The organism is bacterium (genome assembly GCA_030685015.1).
In the GTDB taxonomy this organism is placed as follows: domain Bacteria; phylum CAIWAD01; class CAIWAD01; order CAIWAD01; family CAIWAD01; genus CAIWAD01.
This window is the reverse complement of record JAUXWS010000064.1, coordinates 13,794-33,133: the sequence shown is the minus strand read 5'-3', so window position 1 is coordinate 33,133 and position 19,340 is coordinate 13,794. Positions and strand designations below refer to the sequence as shown.

General features: G+C 73.3%; 16 protein-coding genes and 2 pseudogenes. 1 reads left to right on the top strand and 17 read right to left on the bottom strand.

The genetic code is table 11. The features are described 5' to 3' along the window. Positions 1-43: 43 nt before the first annotated feature. The 8 genes from Q8O14_09230 to Q8O14_09195 form a co-directional block, all read right to left on the bottom strand. Entirely contained in the window at positions 44-2,329 is a 2,286-nt protein-coding gene (locus tag Q8O14_09230; protein MDP2360920.1) for a S8 family serine peptidase, read from the bottom strand. Beyond that, positions 2,326-3,312 (bottom strand): tRNA (adenosine(37)-N6)-dimethylallyltransferase MiaA, encoded by a 987-nt coding sequence (locus tag Q8O14_09225; protein MDP2360919.1) that lies wholly within the window; start codon positions 3,310-3,312, stop codon positions 2,326-2,328. The genes Q8O14_09230 and Q8O14_09225 overlap by 4 nt, the downstream gene beginning before the upstream one ends. 95 nt (positions 3,313-3,407) lie before the next feature. Next, a complete protein-coding gene (mutL, locus tag Q8O14_09220) occupies positions 3,408-5,252 on the bottom strand; it encodes a DNA mismatch repair endonuclease MutL (GenBank protein MDP2360918.1) in 1,845 nt (614 codons plus the stop codon). Further along, positions 5,249-5,533, bottom strand: coding sequence for a hypothetical protein (locus Q8O14_09215; protein ID MDP2360917.1), 285 nt, complete (start codon positions 5,531-5,533; stop codon positions 5,249-5,251). The genes mutL and Q8O14_09215 overlap by 4 nt, the downstream gene beginning before the upstream one ends. Before the next feature lie 17 nt (positions 5,534-5,550). Beyond that, positions 5,551-6,165 (bottom strand): site-2 protease family protein, encoded by a 615-nt coding sequence (locus Q8O14_09210; GenBank protein MDP2360916.1) that lies wholly within the window; start codon positions 6,163-6,165, stop codon positions 5,551-5,553. Positions 6,166-6,171: 6 nt separating this feature from the next. Next, positions 6,172-6,774: an isoprenylcysteine carboxylmethyltransferase family protein gene (locus Q8O14_09205; GenBank protein MDP2360915.1), complete on the bottom strand. Its 603-nt coding sequence runs from the start codon at positions 6,772-6,774 to the stop codon at positions 6,172-6,174. Positions 6,775-6,786: 12 nt separating this feature from the next. Then, a complete protein-coding gene (locus Q8O14_09200) occupies positions 6,787-7,524 on the bottom strand; it encodes a DNA-binding protein (GenBank protein MDP2360914.1) in 738 nt (245 codons plus the stop codon). 114 nt (positions 7,525-7,638) lie between these two features. Beyond that, positions 7,639-8,586: a methylenetetrahydrofolate reductase gene (locus Q8O14_09195; protein ID MDP2360913.1), complete on the bottom strand. Its 948-nt coding sequence runs from the start codon at positions 8,584-8,586 to the stop codon at positions 7,639-7,641. Positions 8,587-8,783: 197 nt separating this feature from the next. Between Q8O14_09195 and metH the strand changes: the two genes are divergently transcribed. Beyond that, positions 8,784-12,260 carry a methionine synthase gene (gene metH / locus Q8O14_09190; protein ID MDP2360912.1) on the top strand — a complete coding sequence of 1,159 codons (3,477 nt, stop codon included), beginning with the start codon at positions 8,784-8,786 and terminating at the stop codon, positions 12,258-12,260. A 9-nt stretch (positions 12,261-12,269) separates the two neighbouring features. On the opposite strand, the gene flgL is transcribed toward metH, so the two are convergent. The 9 genes and pseudogenes from flgL to flgG form a co-directional block, all read right to left on the bottom strand. Next, a complete protein-coding gene (gene flgL, locus Q8O14_09185) occupies positions 12,270-13,193 on the bottom strand; it encodes a flagellar hook-associated protein FlgL (protein MDP2360911.1) in 924 nt (307 codons plus the stop codon). Positions 13,194-13,224: 31 nt separating this feature from the next. Next, positions 13,225-14,607: a flagellar hook-associated protein FlgK gene (gene flgK, locus Q8O14_09180; GenBank protein ID MDP2360910.1), complete on the bottom strand. Its 1,383-nt coding sequence runs from the start codon at positions 14,605-14,607 to the stop codon at positions 13,225-13,227. Beyond that, positions 14,607-15,116, bottom strand: coding sequence for a flagellar export chaperone FlgN (gene flgN / locus Q8O14_09175; GenBank protein MDP2360909.1), 510 nt, complete (start codon positions 15,114-15,116; stop codon positions 14,607-14,609). The genes flgK and flgN overlap by 1 nt, the downstream gene beginning before the upstream one ends. After that, a pseudogene (locus tag Q8O14_09170) lies at positions 15,113-15,448 on the bottom strand (lytic transglycosylase domain-containing protein). Before Q8O14_09170 ends, flgN begins: the two are co-directional and overlap by 4 nt. A gap of 300 nt (positions 15,449-15,748) precedes the next feature. Continuing rightward, positions 15,749-15,877 (bottom strand): annotated as a pseudogene (locus Q8O14_09165) (rod-binding protein). Positions 15,878-16,035: 158 nt separating this feature from the next. Then, positions 16,036-17,172: a flagellar basal body P-ring protein FlgI gene (locus Q8O14_09160; protein MDP2360908.1), complete on the bottom strand. Its 1,137-nt coding sequence runs from the start codon at positions 17,170-17,172 to the stop codon at positions 16,036-16,038. 92 nt (positions 17,173-17,264) lie between these two features. Further along, entirely contained in the window at positions 17,265-17,825 is a 561-nt protein-coding gene (locus tag Q8O14_09155; protein MDP2360907.1) for a flagellar basal body L-ring protein FlgH, read from the bottom strand. Next, positions 17,822-18,541, bottom strand: coding sequence for a flagellar basal body P-ring formation chaperone FlgA (flgA, locus tag Q8O14_09150; protein ID MDP2360906.1), 720 nt, complete (start codon positions 18,539-18,541; stop codon positions 17,822-17,824). Before flgA ends, Q8O14_09155 begins: the two co-directional genes overlap by 4 nt. Positions 18,542-18,545: 4 nt before the next feature. Next, complete coding sequence (gene flgG / locus Q8O14_09145; GenBank protein ID MDP2360905.1) at positions 18,546-19,334, bottom strand: flagellar basal-body rod protein FlgG; 789 nt, start codon at positions 19,332-19,334, stop codon at positions 18,546-18,548. Positions 19,335-19,340 lie beyond the last annotated feature (6 nt).

The following is a 19,340-nucleotide window of genomic DNA, read 5'->3' as shown; positions in this document are numbered from 1 at the left end:
CCGCGCATCGCTTCCGCCTTGCCCGTCACCATCGCCGCCGGTCTCAGGGCAGCAGGGTCAGCGGCCAGCCCGCCCCCGGCTCCCCCACCTGAAGTAAGTAGGTCCCCGCCGCCAGCTTGGCGGGCAATTCCAGGACCAGCCCTTGCCGCCCCCGCCCAAGGACGAGGCGGCCGCCCGCCACCCGCGCCCCGCCCAGATTGAGCAGGGTCCAGGGCTGCTCGACCGCTGCGGGGGAGATCAGCTCCAGTTGGAGACGCCGCCCGGGGACGGGATTGGGCCAGAGGGCCAGCAGGCGCGGGTGCCGCGCCGCCAGCAGGGTGAGGCTGCCGGTGGCCAGCCGGTCCAGCAGGGTCCCATCCTCGTCGCGCACCTCCACCACGAACTCCAGGGGTGAATGGGGCGCCGCCGCCGTCACCCGCCAGTCCCCGGCCGTGGCCTCCTCGCGCCAGACTTCCGCCTCGCCGGCCTCGTCGCGCCGCAGCAGCGCCTGCCAGCCGCCGGGGTGCGTGCTGCCCAGCTTCCAGGTGAGTTCCACCTCGTCCAGGCCGGGGCGGGCCTCCAGGCGCGACAGACCCGCCTGGAGGAAGCCCAGCAGGCGGACGGCGTCGGGAAGGCCGTGGCCGCGTGCCGGACTCCAGTCCTCGGGGGCGGCCAGACGCAGCAGGCTGTCCGCCTGGCGGAAGGAGAGGCGCGGCTCCCGTTCGAGGGCGAGGGCGATCAGCCCGGCCAGGGCGGGGGCCGCCATGCTCGTCCCCTGGCGCAGGATGTGGGCTCCGTCCGCGTGCCGCCAGCGCGACCAGGCTGGATCGGCGGCGAGGGCGGCACTCATGGCGCTGAACACGCCCTGGCCCGGCATCAGGACGTGGGGCCGCGCCAGCCCGTCCACCCGGGGGCCGCGGGCCGAGAAGGGGGCGGCCTCCCCCACCGCGCCCTCGCTGTATTGCCAGCGCCGGCCGGGCTCATCCGTCCACACCAGGCGATGGAGCAGGGCGCCGGCCACCAGCATGGAGTCTCCCGTGGCGGGAATGCCCAGGGTGCTGGCCGGATCGGGTTGGGCGAAAGCCAGTCCGCCCCCCCAGGCGTGCAGGGAGCGGAAGCCGGGGCCGCCGTGGCTCAGCTGCAGCTGGAAGGCCTCGCCGGCCCGCCCCTGCTCCAGGCGCAGCAGGACGCGCCAGCGTCCCCCCTCCAGGGCGGGGGGCGCCAGCTGGACGAACCACCCGGCCTGCAAGCCGGCGGGGCCCGGCTCCCGCCGGCTGCCGTCGGGCAGCAGGAGGCTGACAGCGGGGGCGTCCGGACTATCGAGCCAGGCGTCCAGGTAGAGACCGTCACCCTCGGTGGTGGTGAAGGCCAGGCTCCGGCTGCTGTTGTACTCGGCGCTGGCGTGGCGGCCCGCGGCCGCCGCGTTGCCCGCCGCGCAGACGAGGAGACGGCCGGGGCCGCTCATCGCCTCCAGCTCGTTCTCGAGCGTCGAGCTGCCGTCGTGGGCGCCCAGATGGGTCTCGAGGCTGAGGTTGATGACGCAGGGCCGGCCCAGCTGGTCGGCCGTGGCGAAGATCCACTCCGCCGCCCGCAGGATGTCCCCTTCGCTCAGGGTGCTGCGCACGACCAGGAGTTCGGCGGCGGGGGCGTGGCCGATGAAGGGTCCGCCGCCCGCCCCGCCCGGGGCCGAGCGGCCCCCGCCCGCCGCGATGGCCGCCACGTGCGTGCCGTGGCCGTCGGGATCGCGGTTGCCCGCCGCTCCTGCCTCCAGCGCCGCCCGGTCGAACAGGCCGCCCGCCACCTGGTCCCAGAGCCGCAGGATGCGGCAGCGCCCATCCAGCCAGAAGTCCCGGTGGGCCGGGTCGATCCCGCTGTCGATGACGCCCACCAGCGTGCCGGCGCCGTCATAGGGCCGGCTCAGCTCGGGGGCCCCCGCCTGGACCAGGTGGGCGCCGCTGAGGGGCAGGGCCAGGTCAAGACAGGGCTCCAGCCGACCCTCGGCCGACACGGCCCGCAGGCCGGGGTCGGCCAGCAGCTTCTCCAGCGCGGGGCCGTCCAGATCAAGCAGCCAGCGCTCCCCCGCGCGCCAGCGCACCTGGTCCGGATCCAGGGTGGGGCGCCAGCCGGGCTCCCCCAGGATGAACCAGCCGCGCCGGCCCGCTCCGTCCGCCGGCGGAAAGGGCCCCCGGCTGGTGAGGCCCGCCGCGGGGTCGGCCAGGCGGCACTCCTCGAGCAGGAGGCGGGCCGGGGCGTCCAGGCGGGGATCGCGCCAAGCCTCCGCCAGGGAGGAAGCGGCCGGCGACCAACGCAGCACGGCCAGGAGCAGCACCAGCGGCAGGAGACGGTTCATGGCCGCTCCCCGGCGCGCCGCCAGGCCTCGATCACCGTGCGGCAGAGGACTCCCTCCTCCTGACGCGGATCCAGCCGCAGCACCTCCTCCCGCCGCGCCAGGCCGCGCAGCCAGGTCAGCTGCCGTTTGGCCAGCTGCCGCGTCCGCAGGGTGAGGCGGGCGAGGCAGCCTTCCCGGTCAAGCCGGCCCGCGAGCAGGTCCAGCACCTCCTCCACCCCCACCGAGCGCAGGGCGCCGCTGTCGCGGGGCGCCCCCGCCGCCAGGGCGGCCGCCACCTCCTCCACCATCCCCTCCTCCAGCATGCGCCGCGAGCGCAGCCGGATGCGCTCCTCCAGCCAATCCAGCGGCGCCTCGAGCGAGACCAGGAGCGGACGCACGGGGCGCGGCGCGGCCTGGTCGGCCAGGGCGAGGGTGGCGGGCCGGCCGGCGGCCAGGCTGATCTCCAGGTAGCGCTCCAGCCGGACTTGGTCCCCGGCGGGAATCCAGGCGGCGGCGGGATCATGCTCCAGCACGAGGGTCCGGAACTCGGCGGGGGGCAGCGTGGCGGAGAGGCGGCGCACCTGGGCTCGCCGTCCGGCATCGGCCATGAGGGCGGGCGAGACGGGATCCAGCAGGGCGCGGAGGTAGAAGCCGCTGCCGCCGCAGAGGAGGAAGGGCAGGCGGGCGGGCGGCGCCACGGCCGGGCCGTCCCCGGGGGCGGCGGCGGCCGGGGCGAGGGGCGGCAGGCCCAGCACGGCGCGGCACTCGCGGGCGAACTGCCCGGCGCTGTAGCTGGCGGTAAGGGGGACGTGGCCCACCAGATGATGGCGCACAAGGGCGCGCTCGGCGGCGGTGGGGGCGGCCGTGGCCACGGCCAGGCCGGCGTGGACCTGCCGGCTGTCCGCCCCCACGATCTCCAGTCCCAGTTCCTGCGCCGCCTGCAGGGCGAGGGCCGTCTTGCCGCTGGCGGTGGGACCGGTCAGGATGAGCAGGAGCGGCGTCACGGTCTCATCCTTCACCCCTGCGGACTTCGGGCGGCATGGCCTGTCCTTGTGAGCGATCCGGATCGGCGCAGCGGTGTTTCATCGGGCGCCGCCGCTCAGCTACGGTCGAAGCGCCGGTTGAGCTCCCCCAGTCCCAAGGTCACCACCACGGGCCGGCCGTGGGGGCAGGTGTAGGGCTGATCGCAGGCGAAGAGCTCGTCGAGCAGGGAGCGCATCTCGGTCTGGTTGAGCGGCTGCCCGGCCTTGACGGCGGCCTTGCAGGCGACGGAGGCGGCCAGGGCCTGGCCCGGCTCGGGCAGGATGGAGGCCTCGATGCGGAACTGGTCCAGCACCTCCTGGATGAGGCCCTCCGGATGGACGCTGCGCAGCTCGGCCGGGATGCCCGTAAGGAGGACCTCGCCCCCCGCCATCTCCATGGCGAAACCCATCTGCAGAAAGGGCTCGAGCAGCTCCTCGAAGATGAGGCGGTCCTCTTCGTCCAGCTGCAGGGGCACGGGGAAAAGGAGGCGCTGGCTGCTGCCGCGCACGCTGCGCAGGGCGCCCAGGCAGCGCTCGTAGAGGATGCGCTCGTGGGCGACGTGCTGGTCCACGATGATGAGGCCGCTCTGCACCTGTGCCAGGATGTAGGTGCGGTGCAGTTGGAAGAGGCCGGGCTCGCCGTCCCGCCGGCGGTCCGCCGCCTCGAGGGAGGCGGGGTCCGTCTCCTCTGCGCGGGAGGGGCCGAAGCGCTCGCGGGCCAGGAGGGCGGAATCGAGGTACTCGCGCAGCCCTTCGCGGGCCTCGCCGCCCGCGGCCGCTCCGCTCCAGGGCCGGACATCGGCCGGCCGCTCCGCCGCGAAGAGCGGGACCTGGCGGGCGGCGGCGGGTGCCGGCGGACCCTCCCCCTCCTCCGCCGATGGAAACACGGGCTCCGCCACCTGAAAAGCCGGACCCAGGCTGGCCACCGGCCCCGAGCGCAGCGCCCGCGTCACGGCGGCCTGGACGGCGCCATGGACGAAGCGCTCGTCCTCGAAGCGGACCTCGCGCTTGGCCGGGTGCACGTTGACGTCCACGCGGGCGGGGTCGGTCTCGAGGAAGAGCAGCAGGAAAGGCGTCATCTCCCGCGGGAGGGTGGAGCCGTAGGCGGCGAAGGCGGCATGGTTGACCAGGCGGCTGGCGATGGGCCGGCCGTTGATGTAGACATGCTGGTCGCCGTGGGCGCGGCGGAAGGTGTTGACGGCGCCGGCCCAGCCCCGCACGCGCAGGCCTCCCTCGCTGTGGTCGACGGGCAGCAGGTGTTCGCGCAGGCCGGGGCCGAAGACCTGGGCGATGCGCTCCTCCTCCGCCGCGGCGGGCCAGTTGGCCAGCTCCTGGCCGTCGGAGACGAGGCGGAGGGCGACCTCGGGATGGGCCAGGGCGATGCGCCGCACCGTCTGCAGCACGTGGCGCAGCTCGCCGCGCGTGGTGGCCAGGAACTTGCGCCGGGCCGGCGTCGAGAAGAAGAGGTTGCGCACCGTGATGCGCGTGCCGGGCGGTCCCGTCCACGGCGTCTCGTCCTGGCGCCGGCCGTCGGCGATCCACAGCTGCAGGCCCCCGCCCTCCGCCGGGCAGCTGCGCAACTCGAAGCGGGAGACGGCGGCGATGGTGGCGAGGGCCTCCCCCCGGAAACCGAGGGTGGCCACCGCCTCCAGCTCGGCCAGGGTGGCCAGCTTGCTCGTGGCATGGGCCTCCACCGCGAGGCGGGCGTCCGCGGCGTCCATCCCGCCGCCGTCGTCCTCCACCTGGATGAAGTTCTTGCCCCCCGCCTCCACCACCACCTCGATGCGGCGCGCCCCGGCATCCAGGCTGTTCTCCACCAGCTCCTTGACCACCGAGGCAGGGCGCTCGATCACCTCCCCCGCCGCGATCTTGTGCACCAGGGCGGGTGGCAGGAGCCGGACCGGGCGGCGCGGGGTGCTCATGGCGCGGCCTCCCCGCCGACGGGGGGCGCCACCACGTCGCCTTCCCCGATGGTCAGGGTGGGACGCAGCAGGCGGCGCGCCTCCTCCGGATGAAGCAGCTGGTAGACAGCCAGGGCCAAGGCGAGCAGCAGACCCAGTTTGACCATGGGCAGATAGAAGGAAGGCCGCGCCGTCGGCCGGCGCAGGCTGAGCCGCTCGCGCAGGCTCGTCTCCTCCTCCGCCTTGTAGAAGAAGGGCGTGTAGCGGAACTCGCGGCCGGGGGCCTTGGGGAAGATGGGCATGGCGGTCCTCCCGCGCCTTAGGAGACCATGAGGCCGCCCACCGTGCGCAGGAACCAGTGCAGGTAGCCCAGGAGCGGCGCACGCAGGAAGACGATGACGAGCACGAGCAGGATCATGCCGAAGCGGTCCATCTGGCGGTAGCGGTCGGCCAGGGGCGCGGGCAGGAAGTGGGCCACCACCCGGCTGCCGTCCAGGGGGGGCAGGGGCAGGAGGTTGAAGGCGGCCAGCACCAAGTTGATGACGAGCAGGGCGAAGAGGACATCGGGCAGCGCCCCCACCATCAGGCCGGCGGGCAGGCGGTTGATGAGGAAGCCGGCCAGGAAGGCGAGCACCAGGTTGGAGGCCGGACCGGCCGCGGCCACGATGGCCATGTCCCGGCTGGGGTGGCGGAAATGCCAGGGGTTGACCGGCACGGGCTTGGCCCCGCCGAAGACGGGCGCCCCGCTCAGGATGCACATGGCCGGCACCAACAGCGACATGAAGGGATCGATGTGGGGGCGGGGGTCCAGCGTGAGGCGCCCCGCGCGCCAGGCGGTGGGATCCCCCAGGCGCAGGGCGGTCCAGCCGTGGGCCACCTCGTGCACGATGACCGAGAAGATGAGGACCGGCAGGCTGATCAGCAGCGATTCCATCCCCGCTCACTTTCCGCACAGAGGCAGCCAGCCCGCCGCCTGGGCCTGGCGCAGCAGGCTGAGGAGGAGGAAGGCGAGGGGGAACCAGAGGGCGTCCCGCCAGGCCTGGTCATAGCTTCTCAGGCGCACCTCCCAGGCTTCCGGCCGCTGGTAGCGCGACCAGCGGGGCCAGAAGCGGGGCACGCGCCGGCAATAGTCCTCGTAGGCGGCGCCCAGCTCCCGCTTTAGGCCCTCCTCCTCCGAGCGCACGACGAAGGGGTAGTAGAGGACGAAGGCTCCCAGCAGGGCCAGGGCCAGCCAGAGATGGTTGGCCACCAGGGCCAGCCCCGCCGCCCCCATGAAGGAGAAGAGGTAGAGCGGATTGCGCGTGACGCTGAAGGGCCCGGCCTCCACCACTTGGCGCGTTTTGTACCCCGACAGGTAGAGCAGGCTCCAGAGACGGCCCAACATGCAGCCCATCACCAGCAGGAAGCCGGTCCAGTAGGCCGCCTCCGCCGCCCGGCCCGCCGCCAGGGGACGCTCCGTGCAGAGATAGAGGAGCAGCAGCCCCAGCGTGAAGAGGCGGCTGGCCAGGATGCGGTGGCGGGGAAAGCGGCCCAGCCAGTTCACGTGCCTCCCGCCCTATTTGCCCTTTCCCGCTGCTTCCACCGTCAGGGCGGCGCCTTCCACCAGCACCGGGAAGAAATAGCCGGATCCCAGGTCGCGGTCCACGGCCAGCTTCCCCTTGGCCACGATGCGGTCGCCCACCTGGCAGGTCTGGCTGGTGGTGATGACGAGGTCGTCGCGGCCCGGCTCGCCCGTGCCGTCCATCAGGTGGATCCAGTTGGATCCCATGATCCCCTCATTGTACTTGGTCACCACGCCGCGCACCTCCACCGTCTTGCCCGCCAGCAGGCGGGGCTGGAAATAGAGTTCGGAGACGGTGTGCCCCGCCTTCTTGACGCTGCCCGCCTTGGGTTTGGCGGCGCCCGGCTTGGGAGCGCCCTGGCTGGCCAGCGGCATGCCGGCGTGGGGGTTGCCCATCGGGCTGCCGTGGGGGTTGGCCATGGCGGCCCCGCCCGCGGCGCCGCTTCCCGCCCCGGCGCTCAAGGAGTTGACGAACCAGATCTCGTCGAAGGTGCGGTTCAGCGACTTGGCCTGGAAGCCGTGCATGGCCATGCCGTCGCCCGTGCTGAGCTTCTGTCCCTTGCTCACCTTCGCCTCGGGCCCGGCCAGCCAGATCTCGCCCTGGCCCGTGTCAAGCAGGACATAGGTGTAGCCGCCGGAATTCATGGTCTGCTTCACCGTGCCGGAGAAGCCGGCCGCATCCGCCCCCGCCGCCAGCAAGGCCAGGGCCAGGGCCATCGTCAGGATCTTCATGCCTTCCCTTCTTTCTGTCTGATCGACCTCATGTCATCAGGCCCGGCCATGATAGCAAAGACCGGACCAGGGCGCTCCCCCGCCGGCCAGGCCCGAGCGGCCGCCGGGGGCGCCTCACAGTCCGATGCGTCGCAGCGCGCGGGCGACCAGCGCGGCGTCCCCCGTCACGAAGAAGTGCAGGCCGCGCGCGCCGCCCTCCAGCAGGCGTCGACCCTGGGCCGCGGCATGGGCCACGCCGATCTCCTCCCGCTGCTCGGCCGTGGCGGCGCCCCGCAGCTCCTCCACCAGCTCCTCGGGCAGGTCGACATGGAAGTGGCGGGGCAGGCTGTTCAACTGGTGGAGGCGGCTGACCACCTTGAGGCCGGGCAGCACCGGCACGCTGATCCCGGCCTCCCGGCAGCGGGCCTCCCAGGCCAGCCAGCGACCCGCGTCGAAGCACATCTGGCTCACCACCCATTGGGCCCCCGCCTCCACTTTGGCCCTCAGCCGCGCCAGGTCCTCCCGCAGGTTGGGCGCCTCCACGTGCTTCTCGGGGTAACCGGCCACGCCCACGGAGAAGCGGCCGCACTGGCGCTCGGCCAGCTCGTGGAGATAGCGCCCGGCGTTCATGTCCATCACCTGCCGCACCAGGTCGAGGGCATGGGCGTTGCGCGCCCCCGGCCGCACCTCGTGCCATTCGGGGACGTCGCCGCGCACGGCCAGGACATTGTGGATGTCCAGGTAGGAGAGTTCGATCAGGGCGTCCTCCGTCTCCTCCCGGGTGAAGCCGACGCAGAGCAGGTGGGGGACGGTCTCCACCCCGTACTGGTAGCGGATGGCGGCGCACAATCCCAGTGTGCCCGGCCGCTTGCGGTAGATGTGGCGGCGCCAGGACCCGTCCGCCCCCTCCTCGAACCAGGAGTCGGCGGCGTGGTTGGTGATGTCGATCCAGGCGGGGCGGAAGGGGAGGAGGGTCTCCACCGAGCGGCGGACCATCTCCATGCCGCCGCCGCGCAGGGGCGGGATCAGCTCGAAGCTGAAGAAGGGGTCGCCGCGTTCGGCCAGGAAGTCCGGGATGCGCATGGCCTCGCTTTCCATTAGGTTGTGCCGCGCTCCGGCCGCGCCGGAGGAGGAAAGGGTTCCGCTCGCAACCGCCATCACATGGGCAGCCGGAAGCGGCCCCGCGGGCCTCGCCGCGGCGGGTCGTCGCATGGCGTGGGTGCTTGTCCGGTCGATCGAAGTCGGGGCGCAAGGTAGTCATCGTCCGGAAAGGAATGGCCATGCCACGAGCCGACCTGGAGTCCCGCCTGGGGCGCGACCTGCTCCTCTTCGACGGAGCCATGGGCACCAGCATCCAGTTCGCCGCCCCGCCCGCCGAGGCCTTCGCCGGACACGAGGGCCTCAACGAGTGGCTGACCTTGACCCGCCCCGACCTCATCCGGGAGATCCACGCCGGCTTCCTCGAAGCGGGCAGCGACCTGATCGAGACCAACACCTTCGGCGCCTTTTCCGTCGTGCTGGACGAGTACGGCGTGGGCGGCGCCGCGCGCGAGCTGGCCCACGCCGCGGCCGCCCTCGCCCGCCGGGTGGCGGACGAGTACGCCACCCCCTCCCGCCCGCGCTGGGTGGCGGGCAGCATGGGACCGGGCACGCGCCTGGCCAGCCTGGGCCAGATCAGTTGGGCGGCCCTTGCCGCCGCCTATGAGCCGCTGGTGGAGGAACTGGTGGCGGGAGGGGTCGACCTCCTCCTCATCGAGACGGTGCAGGATCCGCTCCAGGCCAAGGCCGCCCTGGAAGCCTGCCGGCGCGTCCTGGCGCGGACGGGGCGGCGGCTGCCCGTGGGTGTCCAGGTGACGGTGGAGACGGCCGGCACGCTTCTGCTCGGCACGGAGGCCACCGCCGCGCTGGCCGCCGTCGCGCCCTACCGGCCCGCCTTCTTCGGCCTCAACTGCGCCACCGGCCCGGCCGCCATGCGACCGCAATTGCTGCAGCTGGCCGGCGCCAGCCCCTTCCCGCTCAGCGTGCAGCCCAACGCCGGCCTGCCCCGCGCCGAGGGGGGCCGCATGGTCTACGACCTGACGCCCGAGCGCTTCGCCGCCGAGCTGAGGGATTTCGTCGAGCACGCCGGCGTCAGCATCGCCGGCGGCTGCTGCGGCACCACCCACGAGCATCTGGCCGCCCTGGCCCAGGCCCTGCGCGGACGCGGCCCGGCCCCGCGCGCCCCCCGGCCCCAGGAGGCGGCGGCCAGTCTTTACAGCGCCGTGCCTCTGCAACAGCAGCCCGCTCCGCTCCTCATCGGCGAGCGCACCAACGCCAACGGCTCCCGCCAGTTCCGCCGGCTGCTGGAGGCGGGGGATTGGGAGGGGATGGTCGCCATGGCGCAGGAGCAGGCGGCGGAGGGCGCCCACCTGCTCGACGTCTGCGTGGCCTGCGTGGGCCGGGACGAGCGGGCCGACATGGACGAGTACTGCCGGCGCCTGGCCACGGCCGCCACCCTGCCGCTCATGATCGACTCCACCGAGGCGCCCGTCATCGCGGCGGCCCTTGAGCGCCTGGGCGGCCGGGCCGTGGTCAACTCGATCAACCTCGAGGACGGCGAGGGGCGCGCCCGCGCCGTGCTCGAGCTGTGCCGCATCCACGGCGCGGCCGTGGTCGGCCTCTGCATCGACGAGGAGGGGATGGCCCGCGCCCCCGAGCACAAGCTGCAGGTGGCGCGGCGCCTGCTCCACCTGGCGGGCGAGCACGGCCTGGCCCCCGGCGACCTCCTGCTCGATCCCCTCACCTTCACGTTGGCGACGGGGGATCCCGACGACCGCCACAGCGCCCTGGCCACGCTCGAGGGTCTCCGCCTCATCAAGCGGGAGCTGCCCGGCGTGCGCACCAGCCTGGGCGTCTCCAACATCAGCTTCGGCCTCAAGCCGGCCCTGCGCCAGATCCTCAACAGCGTCTTCCTCCAGCGGGCCCTCGACGCCGGCCTCGACGCCGCCATCCTCCACGCCGGGCGCCTGCTCCCCCTCCACCAGATCGCGGCGCCGCTGCAGGACATGTGCCACCGCCTCATCGACGGCGACCATCGCCGGGGCGATCCCCTGGCCGAGCTGCTGGCCGCCGGCGGCGGGGAGAGCGCCCGCCGGCCCGCCGCCGCCCGCGACGAGCGGCCGCTCGAGGAGCGGCTGCAGGCCCGCATCGTGGACGGCCGGGGGGAGGGGATGGAGGCCGAGCTGGACGAGGCCCTCGCCGGACGGCCGCCCTGGGAGCTGATCAACGAGGTCCTCCTGGCCGGCATGCGGACGGTGGGCGAACTCTTCGCCGCCGGCCGGCTGCAGCTGCCTTTCGTGCTGAAGAGCGCGGAGACGATGAAGCGCGCCGTGCGCCACCTGGAGCCCCTCTTGGGCGGGGCGGGCGGCCCCGCCCGCGGCCGCCTCCTGCTCGCCACCGTGCGCGGCGACGTGCACGACATCGGCAAGAACCTGGTGGACATCATCGTGCGCAACAACGGCTGGGACGTGGAGAACCTGGGGATCAAGGTGCCGGTGGAGGGCCTGCTCGAGGCGATCCGCCGCCAGCCGCCGGACGCCGTGGGCCTCAGCGGCCTGCTCGTGCGATCCGTCTTTGTCATGCGGGAGAACCTGGAGGTCTTTGCCCGCGAGGGGATCACGCTGCCCGTCATCCTGGGCGGCGCCGCCCTCAACCGCCGCCACGTGGAGGAGGAGCTGCGTCCCCTCTACCCCGGACCCCTCCATTACGCCCGCGACGCCTTCGAGGGGCTCCAGCTCCTCGAGTCCATCCGCGCCGCCCGGGCCGGCACGGCACCGCTGCCCCTCCCCCCGGGCGATGCGGCCGCGTCGCCGGACGGGGAGGAGGCGACCGCCCTTGTCCCGCTGCGTCCCGCCGTGCCGGCGGCGCTCGACCCCCGCCTCGACACGGCCCCCGCCGACTCCCGCCCGGCCCTCCTCGCCGAACTGCCCACACCCCCCTTCTGGGGAGCGCGGCTGGTGCCCGAGCTGCCCCTGGCCGAGGTCTGGCCCTGGCTCAACCTGAACACCCTGACCCGCGGCGAGTGGGGTTTCCGGCGGGGCCGGCTGGACGCCGAAGCCTGGCAACGCATCGAGATGGAGACGATCCGCCCATTGCTGGCGCGGCTCCAGGCCGACGCCGAGGCGCGCCACTGGCTGCGCCCGGCCCTCTGCTACGGCTGGTTCCCGGCCCAGGCCGAGGGCAGGCGCTTGTGGATCTGGCGCCATCCGGACGAGCGCGACCCGGCCTGGCACCTGGACTTCCCGCGGCAGGGCGAGGCCCCCTGGCGCTGCATCAGCGACTTCTTCGCCCCGCTCGGTTCGCCCCGGCGCGACGTGCTGGGGGTGCAATGGGTGACGGTGGGGGCGGAGGCGACAGCGGAGGCCAAGCGCCACCTGGAGGCGGACCGCTACCAGGAGTATCTCTACAGGCATGGCCTGTCGGTGGAGGCGGCCGAGGCGCTGGCCGAGGCCTGGCACCGCCGCATGCGCGAGGAGTTGGGCATCGCCGGGGAGGATTCACCCCGCCTGGCCGGGATCTTCCGCCAGGGCTACCGGGGCAGCCGCTACTCCTTCGGCTACCCGGCCTGCCCGCGCTTGGAGGACCAGCGCCTGCTGGCCGACATCCTTGGGGTGGACCGCATCGGCTGCCGCTTGACGGAGGAGTGGCAGATCGTGCCCGAGCAAAGCACCTCGGCCGTCATCGTGCACCACCCGGAGGCCAGGTACTTCTCCGTCTGAGCGCTCCGGCTAATCGATGAAGTTGAGCAGACTGACCGACATGGCCAGGGAGATCGACTTGAGCGCCGCCTGGTAGCCGGTCTGCTCGAGGGTGGCGCGCATCATGGCCTCGGCCAGGTCGGCGTCCTCCACTTCCCCCAGGTTCGAGCTGAGCATCTCTTCCCGGCTGAAGAGCTGGATCTCCGTCGCCTCCACCCGCTGCATGCGCGTCCCCAAAGCGGCCCGTGCCCCGTTGACGGCGCCGATGGTGGCGTCGATGCGCTCGAGGCTCGCGCCGGGGGCCGCCCCCTCACCCGCCAGGAGACCGTCACGCAGCGCCACGAGCGTGTGGAAGATGTCGGCCGGGCTGCCCTGGACGCCTCCCATGAACACCTCGGTGCCGCGGAAGTTGACCTGGACGTCCTCGTTCTCGGAGAGGGGGACCAGGATGCGGCCCTCCTGCGACTCCAACACCGCCGTGACCTGGGAGATGCGTCCCGCCTCGTCGCGCACGACGGCGAAGGGGGTCTTGTCCACGCGGCTGCCGGCGTAGAGGCTGTGCCCCAGGAAACGCCGGTTGGCCTCCCCGGACAGGCTCTCGAGCAGCTGGTCCACCTCCTGGGCCAGGAGGACGCGGTCCTCGGGCGTGAGCGTGTCGGTGGCGGCCTGCACGGCGAAGGCGCGCACCTCGTCCAGCTGGTCCGTCACGCGCTGCAGGCTCAGCTCGGCGTGGCCCAGCCGCATGCGCGCCGTGTCCAGGTTGCGCTGGTACTGCAGGTTGCGCGCCAGGCTGGAGCGCAGCTTGAGGATGCGCGAGGAGCCGGCGGCATCGTCGCTGGGCTTCTCCACCCGCTTGCCCGTGGTGATGCGGCGCTGGGCCGCCTCGAAGGCCTGGCCGCGCCGCTCGATGGTGAGCAGGCTGTTCTGGCCCTTCATCTGATTGGTGATGCGCATCCACCCTCCTTCCGCCGCCCCCGGTCAGCCGCTACACCAGTTTCAGGACCTCCAGCAGCATGTTGTCCGCCACCGAGACGACGCGCGCCGCGGCGGCATAGGCCTGCTCCTGGGCCATCATGCGGGTCAGCTCCTCGTCCAGGTTGACCCCCGACATGGACTGCCGGCGGGCGTCCAGCTCGGTGACGAAGGCCTGCTGGATGGACCGCTCGTCGGCGGCGCGCGCCGTCTCGGCGCCCACCTGGGAGACGAGGCTGCCCCAGGCCTCGCCCAGGCTGCGCCCGGAGAGGCCGGCCAGGCCCCGCTCGGCCAGCAGGGCGATGGCCGCCGCCGCCTCGCCATTGCCGATTCCGCCGTCGGCGCTGGCCGCCACCCGCTGGGGATCGTCCAGCACCCAGCGGCTCAGGGCGATGTCCGCCGCCCCCGGGCGGGCCGGGTCGAAGAAGTCGCGGCCGGCCCGTCCGGCCAGGTCCGAGCCCCCCCGATGCAGGGTGTTGACCTCGCGCACCAGCTCGGCGGCCAGGGCGTCCAGCTCCGCCAGGCGGGCGGGGATGACCGTGTCCCGCACCTCGAGCAGGCCGGCCAGTTCGCCCGAGCGCGGCCGGATGGCGGCGCCCGTGTCGCTCCAGTCCAGGCGGGTGAGGACGGTGCCGTCCCCGCCCGGCTCCTGCCGCAGGGAAAGGGGGACGGCATGGACGCCGTCCACCAGCGCCCGGCCGCCCACCCAGACGCGGTAGGTGCCCTGGGCGTCCTCGGCGGCGCGCACGTCCACCAGGCGGGCCAGGTCGTCCACCAGCAGGTCGCGGGCGTCGCGCAGATCGGAGGCGGAGCGGCCGCCCTGCTCGGCCGACTGGATGTTGCGGTTCAAGTCGGCCAGGCGCGCCGTCTTCTCGTTGATCTGCCGGCCGATGCTGGCCACTTCCAGGTTGGTGTCGGTGCGCTGGGCGCGCAACTGGCCGTTCAGCTGGTTGAGCCGCCCGGCCAGGCGGCTCCCCGCCTCGAGCACAGCCCGCCGGTAACTCTCCTCCGCCGGCTCGTTGCCCAGATCCGCCCAGGCGCTGAAGAAGGAGTCGAGGGCGTCTCCCACGCCCGGCGTGCCCGGCTCCCCCACCACCGCCTCGATCCCGCGCAGCAGCTGGTCGCGCTGGTCGGCGGACCCCAGGCCGGCCAGCTCCCGCCGGTAGGAGCGGTCGAAGTGCTCCAGGCGCAGGCGCTGGAGGGCGATGGGCTCCACTCCGGCCCCGATGCCGCGCAGGCGCTGCTCGCTGCCCAGGCGGGCGCCCAGCTCCAGGCGCTGCCGTGTGTAGCCCTCCGTGCTCACGTTGGCCACGTTGTGGCCCGTCACGTTGAGGGCCATCTGGTGGGCGAGCAGGGCGCTGCGCGCCGTGTCGAGCAGGCCGGTGAGGGTGGACATCAGGCCCTCCGGTCGATGAGGCGGCTGCCCGCCCCGCCCTCGCGCGGCCGGGCGTCCGGTCCGTAGGTGGAACCAGGCTGCAGACTGCCCAGCAGCCATTCCAGGCGGCGCCGGTTGAAGCGTCGGCCGCGCTCCACCAGCCGTCCGGTCAGGCCGCGCAGCTCGTGGACGCGATGCAGGCGGGTGCGCAGGCGCCGGCCCAGCACATGCAGGCGCGTCGAGAGGGCGGGCGGGCAGCGCTCCGCCACCAGGCGCAGGGTGAGGGGCGGCGGCGCCGGGAATTCGCGGGCAAGGGCCTCGAGCAGCAGGCGGCGGCGGCGCTCCTGGCCCCGCAGCAGGTGGTGGCATCGTTCGATGGCCTCGGCCCGCGCCTGGACCCGCTCCGCCTCGCCGGACTGGAGCGCCTCCAGCTGGCCGGACAGCTCCTCCTCCAGCTCGTGGTAGAGGCCAAGCTCCTCGTCCAGTCGCTGGGCGAGGCGCTCGGCCAGGTCGTGCAGGGCTCCGTTCATGGCGTCCGTCCCATCAGTTGCTCGATCTTGGCGACATAGGCGCGGGTCTCGGCGTAGGGTGGAATGCCGCCGGCGCGGTCCACCGCGCCCGGCCCCGCGTTGTAGGCGGCCAGGGCCAGTTGCCGGTCCTCGTAGCGCTCCAGCATCTGGCGCAGGTAGCGCAGCCCGCCCTTGAGGTTCTGGCGGGGGTCGAAAGGATCGCGCACGCCCAGGCCGCGGGCCGTGTCCGGCATCAGCTGGGTCAGGCCCATCGCCCCCTTGCGGCTGCGCGCCCGCTCGTCCCAACCGCTCTCCGTCTCGACCAGGGCCATGGCCAGGCGCGGCTCCACTCCCACCTCGCGGGCCACCTCCACCGCCAGCTCGCGCAGCTCGGAGACGCGGGCGCTGTCCGGCCGCCGGAAAGAGGGGCGGGCGGCCCGGCCCAGCTCGGCGGAATGGCCCAGGGCGGCCAGGGGATCGAGGGCGGCCTGCTCGCGCTCCCGGCGGCGCAGGGCGAAGGCCCGGTCGAGGCTGGCCAGACCCTGGACGGCCCACTCCTGGCCGGAGGGCAGGGCGCCCAGCTCGGCCAGGGCGCGCTCCAGCCCGGGCTGGGCGGCGGTGGCGCCCTCCTCCCGGCGCAGCTGCGCCAGCAGCGAGGAGGCGAGGCCCAGGCCGGCGCCCGCCGTCATCTCCTTGGACATCTCCTCGTTGAAGAGGCTGGTGTACCATTCGCGGCTGACCCCTTCGCGGGCGAAGAGCCCTTCCTCGAGCGAGGCCTGCATGGAGACCAGCATCTGCTCCACCAGCAGGCGTTCGAAGTCGCGGCCGGCGCCGGCCAGGGCGTCCGTCCCGGGCTCGGTCGGGCGCGGGGCCGGGCCGCTCGCCGCCGGAGCGGGGAGGCGCGGCGCCCCATCGCCCTGATTGAGGGAGCGCGTCTCCATCAGATGATCACCAGCTCGGCCTGGAGGGCGCCCGCCTCCTTGAGCAGCTGGAAAATGCTGATGATGTCGCGCGGGCTGACCCCCAGCGTGTTGAGGGCCCGCGCCACGCCGCTCACATCCGCCATGTCGTCCAGCACGATGAGGTGCGCCTCCTCGCTCGCCACGGTGATCTCGTCCTGGCGCTGGCCGCCCACGAAGCCCGTGTAGGGGTCCAGGGTGCTGCCTTGCTGGCTCTTGATGATGACCGAGAGGTTGCCGTGGGCCACGGCCACGGGCAGCAGGCGCACCTGGCGGCCCACCACCACCGTGCCCGTCCGCTCGTTGATGACGACCTTGGCCGTGAGGTCGGGCTCGATGTCGAGGTTCTCGATGAGGGAGGCCAGCTCCACCAGGCGGTTGCCCTGGCGCGACTCGACGGGCACCTCGATGCGGATCTGGGCCGCGTCGATGGCCTGGGCCAGGGGCTCGCCCAGGGCGGCGTTGAGGGCGCGGGCGGCGCGCATGGCCGTGGTGAAGTCCGGGTGCTGGAGGCTGAGCACGAGGCTGCCCTCCATCAGCAGGTTGCTGCGCATGTCGCGCTCCACCATCCCGCCCTCGGGCACGCGCCCGACCAGCGTGTAATTCTGGCGGATGCTGGAGCCGCCCGAGGAGAAGTTGAAGCCGCCGATGGAGACGGGGCCCTGGGCCCGCACCAGCACCTCCTCCCCGCCCTGGTTGGTGAGGGGCGTCATGAGGAGGACGCCGCCCATCAGGCTGCTGGCGTCTCCCAGCGAGCTGACCGTCACGTCCAGGCGGTCCCCCGCCCGGGCGAAGGCGCCCAGCCGGGCCGTCACCATCACGGCGGCCACGTTCTTGGGCTTGATCGTGCCCGGATCGAGGCGGATGCCGAAGCGGCGCAGCATGTTCTCCACGCTGCGCAGGGTGAAGGCGCTGCGGTTGCCGTCCCCCGTGCCGTCCAGGCCCACCACCAGGCCGTAGCCGATCAGGTCGCTGTGCCCCGATCCCTGGAAGGAGGCGATCTCCTTCAGCCGCACGGATGCCGCCTGGGGAGCGGCCAGGAGCCAGGCCACGAGGGCGAGCAGGAGCCAGGGCGCGCCCCCCCTGGCTTGCGCCGCCGGCCGCGGGGTGTGACGCACCCGGTTCCACGCGGAGGGGAGGCCGGTGGAACCGGGCGGCCACCCGGCTCTCTTCCATTGGGACTGTAGGAGATGAGCGTTCGAATTCCGTGTCATAGCATCCAGCCGAAGAGCCAGTTGAGGACGCCCCGGCGCTGGGCATTGCGCACGAGGCCGCTGCCCGAGTAGCGGATGACCGCGTCCGCCACCAGGTAGCTGTAGATGGTGTTGTCCGAGCCCACGTCGTCCGGGCGCACCCGGCCGGTCAGCTCCGTGATCTGCTGCTCGCCGTCGATCTCCACCACACGGCTGCCCTCGACGATGAGGGTGCCGTCGGGATCGATGGCGACGATCTCCGCCATGAGGCGGGTCTGCAGCCGGCTGGCGCGGGTGTTGCCGCCCTTCACCTTGTGCTCGTTCTTGCTGTCGGCCCCGCCGCTGATCTCCGGCACGAAGGTGAGCGGCCCGCCCGCGCCCTGCACCCCCACCTCCAGGCTGTTCTCGCGCTTGGTGTTGGTGGAGGCGCTGGTGGAGCCCGAACCCTGCTCCACGATGAGAATGGTGAGCAGGTCGCCCACGCGGAAGGCCCGCGCGTCGGTCACCCAGGAGTCGCGGCTGATCTGGGCCGCCGCGGCCAGGGCCAGGACCAGCAGACAGGCAAGGGCCGTCTTCATCCGCCCACCTCCACCAGGGCTTGTCCATCGGCCGTGAGGCGGGCCGCCATGCGCCGCCCCGTCTCGAAGAGCCGCACTTTGAAAGTCTGGCCGATGAGGGCGTCCTCGAGGGCCTCCGCCCGGGCCGAGACGCTCACTCCGCCGCTGCGCACGGTGAGGACAAGGGATTCGCCCCGCCGCACGTCGGGCACGCTCTCCAGCAGGCGCCCGGGCAGGGCGCGTCCGGCGCCGAGGGGTCGGGCCAGGCGCCGCCCCAGCACCTCGCCCAGCGGCATGAGGTCGCCGCCGGCCAGGTGGGTCGTCTCCACCCAGCGCTCCTCCACGTCCCCCTCCTCCAGCACCCGGCCGCGGGGCAGGTCGCGCCGGGCCACGGGCAAGTGCTCCCAGCGCCGCACGCGCACGGGAACGGTCAGGCGGCGCAGGATGCGCCCCTGGTCGAGGAGGCGCAGGGCCACCGTGCAGGTGCCCCGCTCGCGCAGTTGGAGAGCCTCGGCCTCGATCAGGGCCGGGGCCGGCACGCCGCGCAGGGGGGGCAGGGTCCAGTCGAAGGCCACGCTGTCCGCCCCGCTCCACGGTCCATCCGCCAGCACGGCGCGCAGGGCCGTGTCGCAGCGCTCCGCCACGTCGCCCTCCCCGCCGGCGGCGGCGCGGGCGCCACCCGTCCAGCCCGCCGCGGCGGCCAGGAAGAGGAGCAGGAACCAGCGGGCGCGTCCCATCACATCACCTCCGCAGGCTGGCGGCCAGGCCCAGCATGTCGTCGCTGGCGCGGATGGCCTTGGAGCTGACCTCGTAGGCGCGCTGGGCGGCGATCATGCCCACCATCTCCTCCACCACCTTGACATTGGAGGTCTCGAGGTAGCCCTGGGCGACCTGCCCGAACTGCTCATTGGCCGGCGTGCCCAGCTGGGGCGCCCCCGAGGCCGCCGTCTCGGCGTAGAGGTTCTGTCCCAACGCGCGCAGGCCGGCCGGATTGGTGAAGACGGCCAGCTCCAGCGTGCCGATCTGCACGGCCGAGGCCTCCCCCGCCAGCAGCACGCTGACCACGCCGTCCCGGCTGAACTGGATGTCCACCGCCCCCTGGGGCACGGTGATCTCCGGCTCGAGGGTGAGGCCGTCGCTGGTGACGATGACGCCCTCGCTGGACAGGTTGAAGGAGCCGTCCCGCGAATAGGCGGTGCCGCCGTCCAGTTGGCGGACCTGGAAGAAGCCCTCGCCCTCGATCGCCAGGTCGAGGCGGCCGCTCGTCTGCGCCACGTCGCCCTGGGTCATGTCGCGCGTCACGCTGACCGTCTTCACGCCCGTGCCCACCTGGAGGTCGGCGGGGATGACGTGGCCCAGGCTGTTCTCCACGCCGCTGCTGCGCAGGTTCTGGTAGAGCAGATCCTGGAACTGGGCGTGGCTCTTCTTGTAGCCCGTCGTGTTGACGTTGGCCAGGTTGTTGGCGATGCTGTCGATGTGCAGCTCCTGGGCGTACATGCCCGAAGCGGCGCTGTGCAGGGCACGGATCATGCCGGT